17 protein-coding genes are annotated in these 21,473 nt (G+C 52.6%); all 17 read right to left on the bottom strand.

What is annotated here, in order from left to right:
• Positions 1–9 precede the first annotated feature (9 nt).
• Positions 10–2,232 (bottom strand): pentapeptide repeat-containing protein, encoded by a 2,223-nt coding sequence (locus NYE85_RS14430; RefSeq protein WP_259005441.1) that lies wholly within the window; start codon positions 2,230–2,232, stop codon positions 10–12.
• 8 nt (positions 2,233–2,240) lie between these two features.
• Positions 2,241–4,532 carry a type VI secretion system Vgr family protein gene (locus tag NYE85_RS14425; RefSeq protein WP_259005440.1) on the bottom strand — a complete coding sequence of 764 codons (2,292 nt, stop codon included), beginning with the start codon at positions 4,530–4,532 and terminating at the stop codon, positions 2,241–2,243.
• A 95-nt stretch (positions 4,533–4,627) separates the two neighbouring features.
• Positions 4,628–7,201, bottom strand: a complete 2,574-nt coding sequence (gene tssH, locus NYE85_RS14420) for a type VI secretion system ATPase TssH (RefSeq protein ID WP_259005439.1) — start codon at positions 7,199–7,201, stop codon at positions 4,628–4,630.
• A gap of 16 nt (positions 7,202–7,217) precedes the next feature.
• Positions 7,218–8,186, bottom strand: coding sequence for a type VI secretion system baseplate subunit TssG (gene tssG, locus NYE85_RS14415; RefSeq protein WP_259005438.1), 969 nt, complete (start codon positions 8,184–8,186; stop codon positions 7,218–7,220).
• Positions 8,187–8,229: 43 nt separating this feature from the next.
• On the bottom strand, positions 8,230–10,071 hold the full coding sequence (gene tssF, locus NYE85_RS14410) for a type VI secretion system baseplate subunit TssF (RefSeq protein WP_259005437.1): 1,842 nt from the start codon (positions 10,069–10,071) through the stop codon (positions 8,230–8,232).
• 22 nt (positions 10,072–10,093) lie between these two features.
• The gene (locus NYE85_RS14405) at positions 10,094–10,540 is read right to left on the bottom strand and encodes a GPW/gp25 family protein (protein WP_309600877.1); all 447 of its coding nucleotides are present in this window, start codon (positions 10,538–10,540) and stop codon (positions 10,094–10,096) included.
• Positions 10,541–10,593: 53 nt separating this feature from the next.
• Positions 10,594–11,112, bottom strand: coding sequence for a type VI secretion system tube protein Hcp (locus NYE85_RS14400; protein WP_259006334.1), 519 nt, complete (start codon positions 11,110–11,112; stop codon positions 10,594–10,596).
• A 164-nt stretch (positions 11,113–11,276) separates the two neighbouring features.
• Positions 11,277–12,785, bottom strand: coding sequence for a type VI secretion system contractile sheath large subunit (gene tssC, locus NYE85_RS14395; protein WP_405050673.1), 1,509 nt, complete (start codon positions 12,783–12,785; stop codon positions 11,277–11,279).
• A complete protein-coding gene (gene tssB, locus NYE85_RS14390; RefSeq protein WP_259005435.1) occupies positions 12,785–13,342 on the bottom strand; it encodes a type VI secretion system contractile sheath small subunit in 558 nt (185 codons plus the stop codon). Before tssB ends, tssC begins: the two co-directional genes overlap by 1 nt.
• A gap of 18 nt (positions 13,343–13,360) precedes the next feature.
• The gene (locus tag NYE85_RS14385; RefSeq protein WP_259005434.1) at positions 13,361–14,326 is read right to left on the bottom strand and encodes an ImpA family type VI secretion system protein; all 966 of its coding nucleotides are present in this window, start codon (positions 14,324–14,326) and stop codon (positions 13,361–13,363) included.
• A gap of 164 nt (positions 14,327–14,490) precedes the next feature.
• Entirely contained in the window at positions 14,491–15,012 is a 522-nt protein-coding gene (locus NYE85_RS14380) for a fimbrial protein (protein WP_259005433.1), read from the bottom strand.
• A gap of 10 nt (positions 15,013–15,022) precedes the next feature.
• Positions 15,023–16,030: a fimbrial protein gene (locus tag NYE85_RS14375; protein ID WP_259005432.1), complete on the bottom strand. Its 1,008-nt coding sequence runs from the start codon at positions 16,028–16,030 to the stop codon at positions 15,023–15,025.
• Between the two features lie 27 nt (positions 16,031–16,057).
• The gene (locus tag NYE85_RS14370; protein WP_259005431.1) at positions 16,058–16,690 is read right to left on the bottom strand and encodes a fimbrial protein; all 633 of its coding nucleotides are present in this window, start codon (positions 16,688–16,690) and stop codon (positions 16,058–16,060) included.
• 29 nt (positions 16,691–16,719) lie between these two features.
• Positions 16,720–17,451, bottom strand: a complete 732-nt coding sequence (locus NYE85_RS14365; RefSeq protein WP_405050688.1) for a molecular chaperone — start codon at positions 17,449–17,451, stop codon at positions 16,720–16,722.
• Between the two features lie 22 nt (positions 17,452–17,473).
• Positions 17,474–19,966, bottom strand: coding sequence for a fimbria/pilus outer membrane usher protein (locus tag NYE85_RS14360; RefSeq protein WP_259005429.1), 2,493 nt, complete (start codon positions 19,964–19,966; stop codon positions 17,474–17,476).
• A gap of 90 nt (positions 19,967–20,056) precedes the next feature.
• On the bottom strand, positions 20,057–20,590 hold the full coding sequence (locus NYE85_RS14355; protein ID WP_259005428.1) for a fimbrial protein: 534 nt from the start codon (positions 20,588–20,590) through the stop codon (positions 20,057–20,059).
• Positions 20,591–20,664: 74 nt separating this feature from the next.
• Positions 20,665–21,183, bottom strand: coding sequence for a fimbrial protein (locus NYE85_RS14350; RefSeq protein ID WP_259005427.1), 519 nt, complete (start codon positions 21,181–21,183; stop codon positions 20,665–20,667).
• Positions 21,184–21,473 lie beyond the last annotated feature (290 nt).

Genomic DNA, 21,473 nt, shown 5'->3' with positions numbered 1-21,473 from the left:
TCATCCTTTTCAGCTGCTTGCACAGTACTTTGGGTGCCAAACTACCTCATCCAGCAGACAGTGATTAAAATGGCATTCCCTATTGCGGCTCACCATCGCCATATTCGCCGCCACCAGATTACAAGCGTCAAACGTAGCATCGCGGATATCAGCATGGTAAAACGTCGCCTGTTGCAGAGCGGATTGTTGCCACAGGCTGTTTTGCAAATCAGCGTCTTTAAAACAGCCAACGGCCATCTCACAGCACAAAAATTTCCCTTGCCGAAGATTTGCACCTTCAAAATTAGCCTCGACGAAAGTGCTGTATTTGAAGAGACAGCCCTGCAAATCAGTCTGGCGAAAACCGACCTGCTGCAACAGGCTGTTGTCGATTTCCAGACCGCAAAAACGACAATCATGCATGATCGCCGTGCTTTCAAACCGACACTGCCGCCAGGCCATATCACGGCAATCATTGCCAAGCAGTGACCCCTTGATGAACTCACTTTCTGCCATAACGCCGTGCTGCATGTCGCATCTTTCGAAAATACAGCCGTTCAGTGCCGTACGGCACAGCGTCATACGGCCCAGATCGCAATCACTGTATGAACAGCCCTCCTGCGTACCGCCAGTAAATGTCGCACCGTTCAACTGTGAACGCTCGAACAGACAGCCTTGCCACTGTGCTGCCAGGCTGATCAGATTTTCGGCCCGCAGCGAGTCAAAACTCACCTGCTCCAAGCGAGTCTCGTCAATTTTGCCTTCGATAATGCGACAATGGGTAAATCGACTTTTGCGCAGTGTGCAAGTCTTGAAGACGACCGTAGTGAAAGTGCAGTTCTCAAACTGACAGTATTCAAACAGGCAGTTTTCCAGCATCCCCTGAGAAAAGGTGCAATCAATAAACTGGCATTGTCGGAACTCCCCCTGTCTGAGGTGAAACGCGTTTACCGATTGACAGGTAAATATTTCTCCCTCCGCCCGAATCGAATCCGGCTCCTGTAGCAATAGATACAGTTGGCGATGATTAGCCTGTGGAAAAGCCTCCCAGTTAATTTGCTCCAGCTCCGCCGCCTTTTTCTCCGTCGTCCGCTGCTGATGTTCGTTAATCTTCTGGCGCAAAAGTTGATAATAAGCGACATGGTCATCCCGGACACCGGGACGATAACGCAGCGAAGTCGGGTTATGTTCAGTGGCGCTAATCACGTTCATTCCCATTCCTTGCGGCATCAGGTCCGGATCATACAGCGCCTCGAACTCGCTGGCCTTCTGCGACTTTCGACGGGCAAACACGTCATGAAAATGCGCCTCTGTACGTGGCGCGTCCAGGTGTTCCAGAGCCACCATCAGATATGCCAGCGGTTCATGCAGCAGATAGTCCAGTGGAATCTGTCCGGTAAATACCATCAGGCCAAGATCGCAATCCGGCAACAACCACAGCGTTTTCCGCTGCATGTTCAATGGCATCAGGTTATCGGAATGTGCCTTTTCGCTATAGAACCCCCGGACGCGTACCCGCGGCATCACCCCCTGGATTCGCTGTCCCTCAGCTCGGAATCCCGCCAGGTCAAAGGCCACATCATCAGGCCAGGCCTCCTCGTTCAAACGTTGTTCAGGCGGTGCCAACTGAAAATAACGCCTATCCAACGCTTGCGGATAACCGGGGAAAATATTTTCCAGATAGTCCTTGCCGACCATATCCGACGCCGCTCGATCCAGCCAGACCTTGCGCAGCGGGAAATACTGTGGCACCGGGCCAGGTGACGCCAGCGGCGAATTCCTCTGCAACGTGTCGTTATGCACCACCATCACCTGTGGCGAACGCCCATCCTGATATCCCCGCCCCAGAGGATTTTCCGCGCAGCCTTCACCGCCATAACACTGTTGATGATCCATCGGCATGCGCAAAAAAGGCTGCACCTGTAACGATGTCTGGCTGGCCTCCCCCTGGACGTACCAGCGCCGCGACAGGTTCCCTACCACAGCGCTGACATCCAGCGCCGTCACCTCTTTTCCGACCCCCGCATGGCCAGCCAGCAGATATTCGGCAAACGGTTTCGGTTCCGCTAGATCCAGCACTCGGTACGACAGTGGAGCTTGCTCCCACCCAGCCCAGATCTCCGCCTCATTGGCGAAATGCTGCGGGTCCGATAAATAGAAACCGGCTAAAACGCTGATGCCCAAATGGCTTTGTCGGCCAATTTGATACCTGCCGTTTAGGAAAACAAGTTGCTGCGGCTTTATTATCTGCATAATCTTCCTTAATTTATCAGCATAAGCCCGGTGTTAATTACTTCGCAGCCCGAGTTTCTTATTACTTTGCCGACATTTTCAATGCGGGTGCAAATATTACCGTTGTGAATCTCGTAATTCTCATTGCGCACACCAACAATACTGACCTCCGCCCCACTGAGATTAAGGAAATTACCTGTGCGGATAGTATTAATGCCGTACAGTTCGGTATTAACGCCAGTAATTCTATTATTGGCACCAATCAAACAGTTGCGTTTAACGATGGCAATGTTATCTGAACCGACGAATTCGTTGTTCAGGGCAACGAAGCTGTTTTTATTGGCAAGCAGATCGTTTTCCATCATCGCCACTTTATTTTTCGTCGCGATCACTTCGCTGTCGATAGCAGTCATCGAGGTTCTCAAACCGGTGAAATTAGTCTGCATCCCGGTGAAATGCGTGCCCACCGTGGTGACAGAAGTCGCCAGCCCGGTAAATGAAGTTTTCATGCCGGTAAACAAAAAATCCACACTGGTCATGCCAACGTGCAGCCCGGTCATCTCCTTCTTGATATTGGTCAGCTGCACCGCCAACCCGGTAATGCTATAACGCAGGTTGGTATAATAAATATGGATGTTATAAGTACAGTCATAAATCCTTTTTACCTCTTCGGTGCAGTCACGTTCCACCAGGATCGACAGATCCTGCTCTACGCTCTGGTTCATGTCGCGTTCGGCATGGACAATGATCTGCTCTCGTCCGCGATCGTCAACCAGCGTGATTTCGCTGTTGTTTTGTGGCAAACCATGCTTAAGCGAACGTGATCTGATGCCTGTGTGGCCAATCTGACGCGGCAAATCGTAAGGTGGCGGATTTTCGCCGTTATAGACGATCCCGGTCACCATAGGCCGATCCAGGTCGCCATCCACATAGGTGATCAGCACCTCCTGACCGACACGCGGCATGGCGATGACCCCCCAACCTTTGCCAGCCCATGCCTGCACCACTCGTACCCAGCAAGAACTGTCTTCCTCGGTGCTCTTATAGCGATCCCAGTGAAAATGTACGCGAATGCGCGCATGCTGATCGGTATACACCTCAGAACCAGGAGCGCCAACTACGGTGGCGCTTTGCAGACCAGACACCTCTGGACGTGGCGTGCGCATCAGCGGTCGGTTCGGCACATCGTCATTCAATGCGGTGAAACTGCAACTGACGTTGCCGGATGCCGATTCATCGTTGGCGCTGTCCCCCTCTCCCTGGGTGTAGGTGTAATGCGCCGCCAACACTTTGAAACGCCGGTTTCTGGCCGCGCCAGGATGTCCATACAATGTGAACGCATAGCCAGGCACCAACCCAATGGCGTTACTTTGCCCCGTCAGCATCTGACGTTCGCTTTGCATCATTTGCAACCGCAACCGAGCCAGTTTCTCGCCGCGTTCGGTATTATGATAACCGGCAGCATAGTCATACCATTCCAGCTGGACATTCGGCAGCCCGGCGCCAGTCGCTTCCTGATCGACCTGTAGATCGTAACTCGGCCGCAGGTAGTCATAATCGCGCAGAATGACCTCATTGGGCCGTACTTTGCGCGAACGCTGTATTTCCTGGATGCCTTCTTCAAAGACATGCCCCTGAGAGCCACTAGGCTGATAGGACAGCAGCTCGTAACCATCCGGCATATCGCTGAACGCCTGGCGGTCGGTGATGACCATGACATGCTTATCTTCCTGATGGCGGAAGTAATACCAGACGCCTTCCTCCTCCAGCAAACGGTTAATAAAGTCGAGATCGGTCTCACCGAACTGCACGCAATATTCCCGTTCAGGATAATCTTCTTCTATTTCCAGTACGTAGTCGGCAATTTGTTTATAGCGAGAAAAAGTTTCCTCAATCACCGTAAGAATATTCTTTTCCTGAAAAATTCGGCTGTTGCGATTTTGGCCCAGAAACCACAGCCAGGTACTCATCTCCAACTGGTAAACATATTTTTCTCCATGCTGTCTGACGTCGTACCCGGCAGTGACATAGGCATAATAATGACGTCGATAATATTCCGCCGGCGCCATCTCCTCATGCAACGCAGAAAATGGCAACACGCCGCTGCGGTAACGCACCCAGATTTTTACCTCTTCTCCCAATAGACTATCCAAATCCACATCTGGATGAGGCGACTCAAATTCCAACAGAAACTTCTGACTGTGGGAAAGGCACTCCTCAGTCTTAAAGCTGATGGGATGAGCTTGTATCCCCGGCGATAATAGCCGGGCATTGTCTATCGCCAGAGAAAAAATCCTGTCTGTTTCTGCCAGAAAGGACATAGCAACCTCGCTTTATCAAAAGGAATAAATGTGTTCCCTGCGCCGGGAGTTAAATTTCCCAACAAGGACAATGATCAGAACTAATGTGAAAGCCATCAGGCGAAAGCCATGCTTAACTCTTCGCCTTCAATAATCAGGTGAATACTTTTGGTTTCCTGTTCCTTTTTCTTTCGCCGCAACAGCTCGTTGCCAATCGCCGGCAGCACCGTTTGCCGCAGCAGATCTTCTACCGCACGGCCACGATGCGGATGATCGCAAACACGACTCGCTACCCATTGCCCCACTTCCATTTCGAAAACAAAATCTACCCCGACATCCTCCTTCAATCGCCGTTGCAAGGCGGCAAGGTGTTTACAGGCAATCTGTTCCAACGCCGTTTCTCCCAGCGGCCAGTAGGGGATCACGTTCATCCTGGCCAGCAGCGCCGGTGCGAACTTGCGCTGCAATGCGCCATGCACCAGCGGACGCAACGCTGCCAGCGACATCTCCGGTTCTAGGCTCAATGCCTTCTCGATCTCATTGGCGCCCTGATTGCAGGTCAGCAGGATGAAGCAGTGACGGAAACTGATAATCCGCCCCTCTCCGTCCTCCATCCAGCCTTTGTCAAACACTTGATAAAACAGGTCATACACGTCCGGGTGCGCCTTGTCGAACTCATCGAGCAAAATCACGGAATACGGTTTGCGACGTACCGCCTCTGTCAGTTTGCCTCCTTTGCCATAGCCAACATACCCCGGCGGCGCGCCTTTCAAAGTCGAGACAGTATGCGCCTCCTGAAATTCGCTCATATTAAATGTGATCAAATTATGCGCGCCGGAGTACATGGCCTCCGCCAATGCAGCGGCAGTTTCCGTTTTACCGGTGCCGGTTGGCCCAGCCAACAGGAATACGCCCAGCGGTCGCTCAGGATGCTGAATGCCGGCGCGGCTGATGCGCACCGCCTGAGCTATCTCATTAACCGCAGCCTTCTGGCCAAATACCCTGGCCCCCAGACGCTGTTCCAACTGTAAGGCATTGTCCAAATCGTCCTGGATCATGCGTCCGGAAGGAATGCCGGTCCAGTCGGACAGAACCTCCGCCACCACCTGTTCATCCACCCAGGGATGAATCAGCGGCTCGCCATCCTGCAACGCAGCCAAGTCGGTCAGGGCCGGCTGTACCTGACCATTTTCCTGGCGCCCGGCTTCCTGTAGCCGGCTTACCAACAGCTGCTCTTGCTCGCGACGCGCCCCAAGCTGTTCCAGTTCTCCACGCGCATGCTGCACATTCTGCCGCAGCCACCCCAATCGCTCCTGGACGTTGCCGCCCAGCGGGATCTCCGCATTAAGCGCCGCGATCTCCGTCTCCTGAGCATTCAGTGACGCCCCCAGTAATTCAATGCGTTGCGGAGTCATATGCTGGCTAAGGGAAACGCGAGCACAGGCAGTATCCAACAGACTGATAGCCTTATCCGGCAGCTGGCGCGACGGCAAATTACGCAACGACAGGCGCACTGCGGCACGGATAGCTGCATCACGAATCGTCACACCATGATGACGCGAGAAGAAAGGTGCGATGGCCCTCAGCATATTCACCGCGGCCTCTTCATCCGGTTCACCAACTAACACCCGCTGAAATCGACGCGTCAGCGCGGCATCAGGCTCGATAAACTGTTTGTATTCAGACCAGGTAGTGGCAGCGATCATCCGCAGCGATCCACGGGCCAGCATGGGTTTCAACAGGTTCACTGCGTCGCCGGTTCCTGCCTGACCACCCGCCCCCACCAAGGTATGCGCCTCGTCGCAGAACAGGATAACCGGCGTATCCGACTGGGCAATGGCATCTATCAGTGCCTTGAGTCGTGATTCGAACTCGCCGCGCATACTGGCCCCCGCTTGCATACGACCCAGATCCAATGACAGTAACCGTGCGCCTTTCAGCAGCGGTGGTACATCACCGGCGGCAATTTTGCAGGCCAGCGCCTCAACCACCGCCGTTTTCCCCACCCCGGCTTCACCCACCAGAATTGGGTTGTTTTGCCGACGTCGTAACAGAATATCTACTACTTGCCGCAACTCGCTGTCGCGAGCGATCACCGGATCTATTTTCCCGTCCTGTGCCTGCCGGGTCAGATCGCTGCACCACTTGTCCAATGCAGCCTGGTTTTCCTGCATGCTGGGCTTTACCTGCACCTCCTGCGCCAGACTGATTTCTTCGTGTTCAATGGAGTTCACCAGCAAATCGGCGAATTCCTCCATAATCTGCGGGATCGGCAGTTTCCTGAATTCATCGCTCAAACGGTACAGCCAGCGTTGCATACCACTGTCCTGTAGGATGCCCAACAGGATATGCACCGTTCTGACCGAACCACTGTCATCCATTACCTGGCTCATCAACAAACCACGTTCGACAGCCTGCTCCAGGCGGGCGGATAAATCCTGCGCCGCAGCGTTGCGGGTCGGCATATGGCTGAGCAGATGCGTCAACTGTTCGTCGAGTCTGACCACGTTGATACCATAGTGAGAGAGCAGTGCCGGCACGTCGCCATTGGGTTGCTCAAGCACCACTTTGAGCCAGTGTTCCAGCTCCACATATTCGTGCCGGAATGTCCGGCAAGTTTTTGTCGCCTGAACGACGGACTGGTAGGCGAAGTGCCCTAATCGGGAGAATAACCGCTCACGTTGATACACAAAAAATCCCCTGTGTTTAAATTGTCTGCTGAAATACTTCTTGTGTGTAAAGCCCATGGCCGGCCTTCAACCAACCGTCTTTGCTAAGACGCGCCTGCCCCAGCCGTCCGGACATTTCAGGCTGAGTAATGATGTCCAAAGCGACATCGAACAATATCTGCTGCCCGACATAGTCGCGGCAGATTGCCAGCAATGCCGCCAGACGCTCACCGCCCGGCTGATATGCCTGATAATATGGAGCTGGCAAGGGGCCAAGAGTTATCCTGGCCGTGTGCTGGGCGTCAAAGAATCGCCGTCCGACTCGAGTACGACCCAATATCCCCATTTTCTGCCGGATGCCGCCTTCACCGTCATCGATCCAACGCGCAAAACGCGGGATAATGCTGACGGGCAGGCGAAAATAATCCGTCAGCAAACGCCTGAGCGACTGCAATCCCATACGCCCCGGCAAATAGGCACCAGCAAAACACGTCCTTAAACGCTGAACATGTTCATTGGCTGCCACGGCCTGATGCGTGCCGCTAATTTGGCTGACACGCTGCAAAAAGGCATTGTTCTGCGGCCTGTCATGACCCAGAGCAACGTTCATTTGTGCCCAGGCGCGGTAATGCCATATCGCCAGCCGTTGGCTGAACAGCGAAGTAAATTCCTCAAAGGCCCGGTTGCGCAAACTCAGATTTTCCTGACGCGCATGTTCTGTCATATGGATCGGCAACGGACCATAGGGAGCGAACATGCCAAAATGACGACAGGTCACCACCAGCCTTGGTTGCCGCCCATCAGGCCGCTCCTGCTCCACGCTAACCACCTCACGCGGGGCAAAGGAGAGATCCGCCGGTTGGATCACCCGCAAGTCGATCTCAGCCCGTTCACCTACACTACCCACACGAGCACATAAACCGCCGTCCCGCTCCAGTCGCCGCAGCAGTTCAAAAAAATCCAGCCGATTAGACAACCCTGGAAACGCGGGCGCCGGGTCAGGCATCAGCGGATAGCGATAAATCTGCCCTTCTCCACGAGGCTTACTGCTATAGACCATCGACCGGCCCCCATTCCGCTACGGGTTGCGTATCCATATGCAGAGTCGTGCGCAGCGTTTGATTCAGTTGACAGTATTCCGACAGGGCATAATGCAGCAGCAGGCCAAACAGAAAGCCTCCCTGGTCGGCATGATGATCGGCATGAATATTCAGGCAGGCTTTCATACCGCGATTCCAGGCGATCGGCCCCGGCCCCTGATGTTGTTCGAAACTGTGCGAAAACGTTGCCTCAGCCAAGCTGGCGATGCGTTTGCGTTGGCTGGCATCTTCCTGCCAGGAAAACAATGACAACCATTGCCGCAAGAGCGCAGCACAGTCGTTGACGTCTGGTTTGGCATAACGCAACGGGTTGACCGCCATCAGTTGCACCGCCTGCCAGGCCTGACGCATGTCTGGTACTGGCCGCGGCGACGACGGCATACGCAACAACGTCGTTTGTCGCATAGGCAGTGCGATCCCTGTCTGCAATGTAGGTTGCTGCAAATGTTCAGGCCGCAGCTGGCCGTCGCTAACCATCGCGACCACCGACAGCGCGATAACATCATCCAGCGCAATCCCGCTGGCGCCTGGAGAGAGCGTAATAAACAGCGCATCGTCGCCAAAAACCGAGCGCTGCCGGTTGCGGCCGCCGGCCAACGCCTGGCGACGGAGCGCATACCCCGCCTGGGGCTGTTTGCGATCAAACTGCGCTTCCTCCGGCAACATCGAAAACCGTACGTTGCCGCCGTCGCGCAACATTCCCTGTACCGTCTGCAAATGGTGAATTTCGTACAGCGTTGGATTCAGGCGATCGACCACTACCTGATGTTCGGTGCGATCGGCATTCAGAGCCTGCGGATCGCAGCGCCGGGGGAACAGATTCACCACCGGCGTGGCAAATAGGCAGAAGTCCTGTGCAGTAACCCGTCCGATCAGCTGCGACGGTACGGAGTCCAGGGCAAAAATGATCTCGAACTCATGCAGTTCGCCACAATGAGCGAGAAAATCATTCAATCCATGCAGTTCCACAGCATAAAAACGCGACGGCGCAGCGAAATACTCGCGCATCAGTCTGCTGCCCGGCAGTTCACCAATGCAGCTTGGCAGTAATGCTTCATCTTCCGCGACGCCACTCAGACGCAAGCTTTCGCTCCCAAGGCTCCTTACCAGCGGCACCGGCTGCTGCCTAGCCCACAACACCACCCGCCGGCAGTGGTTCAACAGCATCAGCAGCAGTTGATTGGCACGCCCGGCATCGCCGGCAAAGGTGAGGTGTAAGGGATTAAAGTTGACCGCCGACAATGGTTTAATTCCCCGAGTCGTCAGACGCAGACGTATACAGGACTGCGTACCGTGCAAACAAGCAGCAACCGACGCCGGTAAATCAGCCGCTATGCTGCCACTGCACTCAGCGGTACAAATGTCGATCGGTTCCATATGTAGCTCCCGACCGGTAATAAAGGTGGCCGCTTTATTTTTCAACGATGCATCGGACAATGAAATCCGGCTGCCTTTGGGCAACGCAACCGGCGCTTGCCAAAGCGGGGAGGTAAAGTCCGGTTCAAATACCACGGTGGCGATCGATGGCATGGGGGTGTACCAAAGTGGTGCCAGCCGGGAGAGCATCTGCAAGGCGAACTCCGGGTATTCATTATCTATTCGCTCATGGACACGCGCGCTGAGAAATGCCGTACCTTCCAGCAAACGCTCCACAAAAGGATCCTGAATACCCTCCGTGTGCATGCCAAGGTGCTGAGCGACCTGCGGGTGGCGCTCGGCAAACTGCTGGCCGGATTCGCGCAGATAACGCAACTCCTCATTGTATAATCCCAGGAAACGTTCACTCAGCATCGCGGGTCCCACCTTTTAAGTCTCAAAATACGCGCACTGCCCCACAAGAATAATCTAGGGCGATACGCAAATTGACGGGTTCCGGTTCTCCGGAAAATAAACAAACGCCATAAATGTCAAAAAGAATGGCTAGTACATAAGGTTGTTCAACATCCACCAATGGAATCACCTTGATACTGTCGGGTTCCAGACGAGGCTCAAAAACAGAAATAATTCTCTGTATATGTCTAGCCAATAAAATTGGATCTGTATTGATAGGAATACGTTTACTCAGCGATGGTAAACCGTAATTAATTACCGACGCCGCACAATATTTAAACGGCGATAATTTCAAATCAGCACTACGTGATGCATCATTAAGTAAAAACTCAAGATCTCGCAATATTATTTCCCGCCAGCCTGAATTCTTATGGTTATCATGGCGAAAGCTTAATTTATCAAATAATGCCAGCGGCAATTGTTTCACAATAACCTCATTATTATATTCCAGGCCACTGCGATGCAGTGGCCTGGCACTCAGCGTTAAATACGCTTATTGGCTTTCAGATCGTAACCCGCTTTAATTACTGGCCCCATTGTGCCATCGTTATTCTGCTGACGATATTCAATCTCGATCTTGGCAAAGTTCAAGCTCAGCATTTCAGTTGGCAGTACCGAATCAACCATGCTACTGGAGCCAAGGCCCAGCGGCATGTTGCCTACGGTGCGATAAGAAGAAACCAGGCAATCTTTGAAGGTGATGGTCAGGAAATCCTGCTGCCCCTTACCCGCCTTACGGCATACCAGCTTGGCCTGGCTGATGTGATCGCCGGTGGCGCACATCTGGAACAACTTTGGTGAAGCCTTGTTGCTCGCCATGCGGAATTCAAAATCCGTCATGTTAACCTTGCCGGTGCCGCCACCACCACCCAGCCCCCAACGACCGGAGTTTTCCTGCGCCCATTGCCAAGCCTGAACCTGGATCCAGTTAGGATATTTGGAATCCTGAGATTCGCCGTCCACGCCATCAATTTGCAGGAAATAATCAACTAAACCGGTCATGCTCTGCTCAAATTTGCTTGCAGTTGCCATTCAATACTCCTTAATAATATTTAAAAGTTACACTAACGTTAAACAACAATAAACCACAGGCTACAGTGGAGATAAAACAACGTACGGGGTAAAATCCCGAATCAATAAACTTGGAAATTAAATAAATAATAAAATCAATTACCGTCAGTACGCGCCGAAGGTAATTTGGAGACCAGACGTAAAGATACCGTCATACCCTCCAGTTGGTAATGCGGACGCAAATAGAAATGCGCACGGTAATACCCCGGATCGTCAGCCACTTCTTCTACATTCACTTCAGCGGCAGACAGTGGACGTCTGGCCTTGGTGGCTTCGGTCGAAACTGTCGGATCGCCATCAACATAATTCATCAGCCAGTCATTCAACCAACGTTGCATATCGTCACGCGAACGGAATGAACCAATTTTGTCGCGCACGATACATTTCAAATAATGGGCGAACCGACAGGTGGCAAAAATATACGGCAGACGCGCCGACAGTTTGGCATTGGCCGTCGCATCCGCATCGTCATAGGTCGCCGCATTGTGTAACGTGCCAGAGCCGATAAAGGCGGCGAAATCACTGTTCTTGCGATAAACCAGCGGTAAAAAACCAGCCTCGGACAGTTCATGTTCGCGCCGATCGGAAATGGCGATTTCCGTCGGACAGATCAATTCATAGCCACCCTCATCGGAGGGGAAGGTGTATTCTGGCAGCTCTTCTACCGCCCCGCCGGATTCGATACCTCTAATACGCGAGCACCAACCATATTGATGGAAAGCACGGTTAATATTCACCCCCATCGCGTAGGCAGAATTGGCCCAGGCAAAATCTTCCACGGCATCGGGCCTTACCTGCTCTTCAAAGGCGAACTCCTCGACGGGGTTGGTTTTGGCACCATAAGGCAGGCGTGAAAGAAAACGCGGCATCGTCAAAACCAGATAGCGCGAGTCATTGCTTTCCCGCAGGCTACGCCAGGCTGCATATTCCGGCGTAGTAAAAATCTTGCCAATATCGCGCGGGTTCGCCAGTTCGTTCCAATTGCTCATCTGCATGAGCGAAGGTGAGGCAGCAGAAATAAAAGGGCAATGCGCTGCGGCAGCGATCTTGGCCATTTCAGTCAACAGGGAAACGCTCTGCTGGCTGTGATCAAACTCGAAGTCCCCAATCAGACAGCCAAAAGGCTCACCACCGAACTGACCATATTCGTGTTCGTAGATCTGTTTGAAGATCGGGCTTTGATCCCAAGCAGCACCGCGATATCGTCGCAGATCGCGTGCCAGCTCGTCCTTGCTGACATTCATCACACGGATTTTCAGGTGTTCAGTCGTCTCGGCGTTGTTGATCAGATAACTCAAGCCGCGCCAGGCCGACTCCAGCTTCTGGAATTCAGCATGATGCAGGATCTCATTAACCTGGGCGCTAATCTTCTCGTCAATTTCAGCTATCAGTGACTCCACGGTTAGTACAACATCGCGGCTGACCCGGGTCTGGCTGCTGCCTGCATAGTCCATTAATGCACCCACGGCGCGACGCACCGCATCGCTGGCTTCATCAGTGCGTGGGCGGAAAGAGCGTTTGAGGATGTCATCGAGCACATTGCTTCCATCGTCAAACGTCTGCTCGGTCAGCGTAGTGGCTGCGCTTGCTTGCATGTTTTCCATTATTCAGACTCCCCCGGCAGGGCCGTTTTGCCATCCACGGCAGATGAACCATTAAACGGATTGCGCGTTGCACCAAGGTTGCGTTGCAGGAAATCCGGATCCTCCAACAGGCTCTTGATCACCTCTTCCGCACTGGCCTTGCCGTCCATATAAGTTATCAGCTCAGCCAGTCGGGAACGGGTTTCCAGCAACTTGGTCAGCTCCGGCACGTTATTGGCAATGGCACCAGGAGAAAAATCATCCATTGATTCAAATTCGAGCTCTACGCTAAGCAGGCTGTCATCATCACCCAAGGTATTGTTCACATTCATCGCCAACCGGGGTTTAATCGCTCTCATACGGGCATCGAAATTATCCTGGTCAAACGTCAGAAATTTTCGTTCCGCAATCGGCACCAGTGGTTCTGCGCGGTGCCCGGATAAATCAGCCATCACGCCAGTAACAAAGGGCAGCTCCACTTTTTTCTGTTCGCCATAAACTTCTACGTCATATTCAATCTGGACCCGAGGTGCATTAATTTTGCCAATAAACTTCTGCGAGCTTGAATCTTTGGCCATTACATTCTCCAGTAAGGATTATCCCTGTGATTTCCCAATAAACGATGCCAGCGCTCCCATTGCATCCGGCATTAACTCTTCCACAATTTCTTCAAACTCCATGCCGATCATTTTTTGCGATCGGCGAATAAATATCGGTGCCGGATGGCTGGGTTCATAAGTTTTAAAATAATCGATAACCTTATCCAGCAGCAAAATGGCATCTTGCCGGCTTCTAACCTTTCCTTCTCCCCTGCTGGCCCCCGCCTGACTCGGCCAAATCTCATCCGCCCCCTCGACTTCTGCCAGGTTGGTTTCACTGGCGTAAAGCACCATTAATTGCTCTGCCGTTTTCGTCAGCAATGCACGCAGGTTGCGGCAATCTAACTGATAGCCATCGCTGTTCTGATTAGCGTAATGCTCAATGCGTTTGAGCGCTTCCACCACGAAAAGCAATTGCGGCTGCAATGGCGGACAATCCAGCTCCTGGTAATGCACGGCACTGTTTTCCAACACCACCACCAGTTCAGAAAATGAGATCGACGACTCGCCTTCCTGCGCCAAACTGGCTTGTACCGCCTCCAACGACAGAGGCAATTCTGGCGCCAGACGTGCCTTTCGCAATTCGGACAGGCAGGAAACCGTCGACAACCAGCCCAACGCTGCGGCATGGCTGCTGCCGGCCGGTTCATCCGGCATTTGCGGATAAATCGTCCCGCCAGCCGCCAAAGCGCCATCGATTCGGCACATGCCCCGGTATAACGCTATTATCCCCTGGGTATGCAGGCTGGCACGCAGATGCCACATCATTACGCGCAGATCTTGACAGACATCCAGCAGACGTTCGCTTTTTTCCCTGATGTCGCTCCAATTTACTGTCGCTATATTTTCCGAGTTATTCAACGGATCGGCTGAGTTATCATATTCTGATAGCGCCAATAATATTTCGTTGTATAACGGATCATATTCAACGCCATCAATGTGGTTAAAAATGATGGTACTCATTGCTCATACTCCCCGAGAAATCCATCAATAACCGTTACCGGCAATATTAGGACTTGATTCGCCGTATTTAAAACTTATGCGTTAAGTATTAAGTTTTCGGTGTTAATTTTCCATTGAAACCAGGCTAACAACTCTTTAACGACAGGAAATTATGTAATCCCAGTTTATTGATAAATTAATTTAAAGCTGGCATTCGCCATAAAATCGCCGCCTTCGACAGGTGGATTTTTTTGCGCTTCGACATGAACGGCAAAGGGCAGCAAATTATCTCCGGTCTGCAAATCCAGAGCCTTCGCCGGCTGATTGATATCAATGGCCGAGCCATCCTTGCCGTTCAATAAACGCAAAGCGATGCCTTTCGCTTTACCACGGGTTTCCAGACGGCCGCTGAGCACCGCATCCTGCTTGCCTTCAAACAGCACGACTACGGACGAGAGTACGCTGGTGCTACACTGGGTCAGTTCGATATTAAATGCCTTGGGCGGCCCTTTACCACCGTTCTGTTCCAGTTCTCTGGCATTGAGGGGAGGCATCTCCACCTCGATGGAATCGGTGACGATCCCGCAGGGCTGTGCCACCAGCCGACCACGAAAACTGACGTCGCCGCCAACCGATTCAATTTCTGCCCGTGCGGCAGTGCAACAGGTCAATACGCCTATCATCAGCCAGGCATACGCGATTCGCATGGTTTTCTCCTTATTCAAAACTGGCGACCAGGGTTGCCGAAGCATTGAATTCATCCTCTTGCAGCGCCGCGCCCGGTTTGGCGATGGGCGCCGCCTCCAGCGACCAGACGCCTCGGTTGCCAGGGCTGCTAACCGGGTATCTGTCATTAGGCTTGATCACTGCTCCTTTCTCTTTCACCACGATGCCTAGCCCCTGTATATCGGTTTGAAAATAGTCCCCGTCCACCGATTTGCTCCGCAAAGAAAGCCGAATCGGCCTATCGCTACCGTCAAAACTGCCGCCGCTGCACGCAAACTCAATATTTAGCGGGCGCACATACTTGCTGCCGTTCAACCCTTCGGTGCCGATATTATTGAAATCGACAACCAGTGGTAGCCCCTGGTTAAAAATACATTTTTCCGGTAGATAATCGATGTTGGTACCGAGATTTATTTTGAATAGCGGCTCAGCACCGTAGCTCCCACCACTGGTCATTCTGCCAAAAATATTTATCGTCCCTGGATTGCTCGCTCCTGCGTCACCATCAATGCTTTTTCGTAGTTTAAAGATTACTCGTCCACTAGACCCCGTAGCGAATACCTTTCCCAGCAGGTTTGAACCTGTATTTTTTATACAGTCATAATCTGGATCTTTATTATCGATATCATGGAATGGCACATCCTGCTCACTTGCTACATGGCCACCAATTTTTACAGCAACCTTAACGTCGATATACTCACTCAGTTTGTAAAAACCAGGGTTTAACTCGGAAGGTGGGAGATTAATCTCCGAATTATACGAAATACTCGATCCCTTTATATCAGCCGTTGGGCAATAGGCGATTCCCATATATTGTGAATTATCAGGCAAAGGGCGCGTAAATTCGTTGCCTGGTACATTGTCCCCCGGGCCGATATCTGTCCCGTTCAGGGTAACGTTTTGCTGCACCGCCGCTCCGCCCTCCATTCTTATCTCCCCCTGCTCCGCCGCCTGAGCGCCCAGGGTAGAGAAAAGTGCGCCAGCCAACAGTAAGGTCATTCTATTCAGCCTCACGTTTTCGCTCCGTTAAAAGTAATAGACGTTCACATTGACGATGGCATCCACATAGTCGGCCTGCACAAATTTCTGCGTCGACTCAAGGCTGGCGCTGAAATGTAGCTGATTATCTCCTGGTTGCAGGAACGCGGCGGGCACCTGTTGATTCAGCGGCACTGCTGCCCCGCGTGCGTCCTGCAACCGCAGGCCTACGCCACGCGTGCCATTCAACTTGAGCAAGTCGCTACGATAGTCGTCCGGCACACCGATGAACGAAAGTGCTACCGTCTGTTCGCCGTTGACGTAAGCCGCATTCCCCGAATAGCGAGCCGGATCCACGCCGGCACGATACTCATGCGCCCCCATCAGGCAATCTTGAAAACGCAGGGTAAAATCAACGCTCTGGCTTCTGTCACCCTGATTGCGGAACTGCTTGGCGCTGATCGCGCCCAAATCCACCAGCTGTTCCTGCGAATCTACCGCCAATGAACAGGGGGTACTCAGCAGCTCGCCGACGAAATGCACCCTGGCCGTTTCAAACATTTCAAGACGCGGCTGGGCGATCTCCTTCGGTTCGCCGGATCTGGCGAGTTGGGGGACATACAACGCTCCGCCCAACAACAATAAGCCCATCATATTTGCCACTTGCGGGTTATAGCGCATTTTGTTGCCTCCTCAGTCCACCGTTGTTATTAAGGTAAAACCGTACATACCATGCCGCCCCGGCAGCCGAATTTAAGCTCAGGCTGTCCGCCATAATCATTGATATAAGTAACAACAAAGCTGTCTGGGAGCTGAGTTTCCAAGGTGACGGAAACACTGGATTTAGGCGCGATCATCGTCGGCTTGAATCCGCGGATCTCGCCGCCCCCCTCCTTGCGTGTCTTGCGTTTCATACTGCTGAGAGTCACGTAATAAGGCGTCGGATTTTCGATACGCAGTCCACTTGCAAGCTTGTTGAATACCAGCTTGTCCTGCCAGACCACGTTTTTTTCAGTCACCAACGCTGCCGGGCGATAGAACAGTTTGATCTGTGACTGCAACGCTATCTGCATTACATTGCTCTTCTCCGGCCGTGGCGGGATCTCGCGCAGGTTAAAATAAAACAGTGTTTCACGATCGGCGGGTAACGACGCCGTCGCCTGAGACTTGGCAATGCGCACCAGACTGCGTTCACCGGCGTTGACGCGCTGCAATGGTGGCATGACGACCAGCGGTGAGGTCACCTTGCGGTTTTCGCTGTCTTCAATCCAGGCCTGAGCCAGAAACGGCAATTTCTTATTGTCGTTGTATATATTCAGACTAATGGATTTCTGATCGGCATTATAAATAACCCGGGTCCGATCCAGAGTCAGCGCGGCTTGCGCGGTAACGCTAGCGACAGAGAGCGCCAGCAATAATCCCGCCTTACTGAAAGCATTTATCATAATGAGCTCATATTTCCGATTATTCACAAGGTAAAAGAAGCTGCGACAGGCTCTGATAATCGCCTGGCACTTTAATTCGACACTGTTTGCGGCCCCCCCAGGCGACATCCAATATTTCTTCTTTCTGCACTCCGGTGAGATAAACGCTGCCGTCGTCGTTGACCACCGACACTTCGCGGCCATTGCCGTTCATTACGACTGCACCAAACGGCGGTGCCATGCCGTCAACGGTGCGCAACGCGGCAAACATTTTGGCACCCTGCACCACACCGAAACTGCGGTAACCGATGGCTCCCTCCGTTAGCGTGCCTTGTACCACTGCACGCGTTGCTTCTACGTCATCGGCCAGATTGTTGACATCGATACGCGTGGTGGTGTCATAGTAGCTGGACACGTCTGGCACCACCGCCACTCCAAACCGGTTGGTGACCACCTGTCCGCCGTCGATCGGCACCCCGGCGATATCGCCGGCGCTGACCATAATGCGGCTTCCCCCGCTAAAGCCATTGCGGTGCAACGCTGCACCACGCGCAGTGGCGGTCATACCACCCCGCAGAGTGCCGCTCAAAGAGGTATAGCTGTCCTGTTGGTAAGAACTGCTCAAGCCCAGCGAAGCATAGGGTGATTCATGGGTGTAAACACCACTCGCTACCGCTTTGCCACGCTGATTGGCTCCGGCGGTGAGCTGCCAGTTGTTGTTCGGATCCGAATAGTCGCTATAGGAGGCGGTCTGCGTAATGCTACGCTCGGCCATCTGTAGGTTGTAGCCGCCGCGCCGCCCATTGCCAAACGGCAGGGAAATATTCAACGCACCGCCGTAATCGTCGACGCGGTTATATTTCGACTGGTAGGCGCTCAGTGAAACTGATATGTCCTTCATCGCGCCGAGGTTAACCATCTTGCTCAGAGAAAGATCCATTCTCTGCCGCGTGTTGCTGTTCCAATATTCCTGATGGTTATAGCTCAAATAAGCAGTGAAGGTTTTTGCCGGTTCGTTCACCCAGAATGTTTTATTCGCGGTCAGGGTATAACTCTGTTTTTCCCGACGACCATAATCATCAAACTTATCGCCGTAACGCACGTCCAGATATTGCGACATATCCATATATTTGCGTTGGGAGAAACGGTAGCCCGCGAAGGTAATCTGGCTGTTGTACCGGTCAAAACGTTTGGCATATTGGAGTTTGAGCGACATGCCGTTGTCGGTGCGACGCCCCGGCAACTTGGCGCGGGACTGGGTGACGTCCAACGACATCGCCCCCAGCGAGTTCAGGTTGACCCCGGCACCGGCATTGAGCGCATTGTAATTACCGGCCAGCATCGCCCCACCATACAGCGACCAGGTATTGTTCAACCCCCAGGAAAAGTCCGTCATAGCGACGCCCTGACCATATACCCGATGGTTGAGGTTCGACGGCATCCCCAGCGCCGCGTTGTAGCGTATCTGCCCTGGCCGCGTCAGGTACGGCACCGATGCGGTATTGACCTCAAAGTTGCTGATTCGACCGTTTTCTTCCTCGATTCGCACCTGTAACTTGCCGCGTACCGCATTACTGAGATCCTGGATAACGAAGGGACCGGCAGGCACCGTGGTTTCATACAGTACCCGCCCTTCCTGCAAGATGCTGACCTTGGCATTACTGTTGGCCACGCCGCGCACTTCTGGCGCATATCCCTGTAGACTGGGCGGCAACATACGTTCGTCGCTGCGCAGGTTTATCCCGGTCATCCGGAAGTTGCTGAACACGCTGGAATCCAGAAACAGTTCACCAGCCGCCAAGCGTGCGCCCTGTTCCGGCATTGGACGGAAACCGTAAATCTGGTTCCAGGTGAACCCGCCTTTATCCTGTAGCCGATTACGCGCCGAATAAGCCTGGTAATCTGCGCGCAAGCGCCAGGCGCCGGCATTGGCTCCCAGAGTGCCGTAACTACTGAGGCTATTGTAAGAGCTGTGGGTTTCTCCATGACCATACCGCTTGCCGATCTGACCGGTGACATTGTAATCCAGCAGCAACCCGGGAATGCCCTGATCCCACTGCTCCGGCGGTATCCAGTTCGGATCGGAGTACTTCATCCATGCCTGCGGCACTGTCACTTGCAGTACCCCCTGACCGATGCGGTTGGAAACCGACGCCCCTTCAATACCGCTAATATCCGCACATTGCCGATTGTGCCAATAGCTGACCTTATCGCTGGCTTCTTTTTTCAAGGCCATCATTTTGATCAGATCGGGTGGCAGACAAAGCCGCGAATCATTTTTGCTTTGGGGATCGGATAAATAACGGATGGTGCGCTGATTCAGGGTGGTATTGTTTATTTTAACGTCCAGCAGATAGTCGCCGGGCAACACATAGCCGTCATTGGCGAAATTGCTCAGATCGATACGGCTACGCTCATTGACATCCAGCACATCGGTATTGAATTCGGTGACCGCCTCAACGGGATCGCTTTTACAAAACGGCAGGCTGATGCACACGGCAAGTAATTTCTTTTTCGCATTCAAGGACATCATAAGGAATATTCGCTTATCTCAAAATCAGACGCTACGCACAGGGCCGCCCGTTCGCCATATTGCCATCGCGAAATACGGCAAGCTTGGAGGTCAAAAATATCTCAGGGTCAATTGCGCCATGCCGTTGATCTCGCCGGCGCCAAGACGGTAGCCAAAACCACGCAGGGCCGCATGAAATATCAGCAACCCGCGTTCCGCCATCAACTCATCGAGAGTTACCCAGGTCTCTAACGGTATTAGGCGTCCGCGATTATTGGTCAGCTCGATAGCCACACCTTTGGCCGTGCCGCCTGCTTGTAGAAAACGGGGGTCAAGACTGCTTGGCACCCCTTGCAGCAAGATCTCAAAATCATGCTTGCGCGCCACTAGCGGCTCGCAGTTAACCAATCGAATGGAAAACTGCCTTTGGCCGTTGACTATGTTGCCGTTGCGCCCTGTACCATCTAGCCTTAAGGGTAGCTGACCAAAATCTACGGTCTGTTCAAGGCTATCGCTATCGATACCACAGGCACCCTCATGAATGATCCCGTTAACCTGCACCTGGCCCTGCCGATCCTCAGCCTGTGCGATTGATGACAACAGTAGTACTGCCATCCCCAGACAGAATTGCCATGTCTTTCGCATTTCACTCACCTTTTCAGGGCAAAATTGAGTGATGTAACCATCACTCAATCGAGAGGGTTTAACACTGGCAATAATCAGTTATATTCCAGCTTGAAAGTCGCGGTGCTGCTGAAAGGACCTGGCTCTGCCACGGAATCGGTCGAGTTGCCCTTCAGGGCTGCGGACAAGGCCAATGTGAAGTCACCAATAGGCACCTGAATATCTCTGGAGTTTTCGCCCAGCTTGATTTGACTCTCGGTGGAATCGAAGAAGGCTATGCCCGCCCCCGTCGCGGTACCGCTCCCAAGGTGCAATAACGTACTATCGTACTTATCCTCTACGCCCCAGATGGAAACCCTGACGGTTGAGGGCGCATCGCAATCCTGCAATTTGATTTCAAATGGGACTTTTCTTCCGACCTTACCTCCATTGATGGTACTGCTGCTTACCGCCCCCAGTTCTACCAGTTGGTCAACCGAACTAGGATGAATACTGCATGGCGGTTGAACGATCGAACCGCTGATCGTCAAATTGCCGCCGCCGCCATCAGTTGCCGCCTGTGCCACCGAAACGCTGATACCTGCGGCCAGCAGCGCCGCCGCCATTATTTTCATTCGCATTTTCATAGTCTCATATTAGTCAGAATTTACTGTTTACCTCCCGAGAACCCCGAATGACGGGTGGGCATTCGGTAAAAGAACGTTCTCAGGAGGCTCTGCTATAATATTGCGGCAAAAGGGGCAATGAAATTTCCAATTAAGAAATAAGTTATTACCACCAACTGATTAACATTTCGGAAAATATTAAATTCCCATCAATTAATACAATAAAAGACAGTGTATTAGCTAACTTACGTATAATTGCAAAATAAAAACACATTCAGAATAATAGAAAAGTTAATTTT

The organism is Serratia sp. AKBS12 (assembly GCF_024793895.1).
Lineage (GTDB): Bacteria > Pseudomonadota > Gammaproteobacteria > Enterobacterales > Enterobacteriaceae > Serratia_F.
This window is presented reverse-complemented; position numbering and strand designations above follow the sequence as displayed.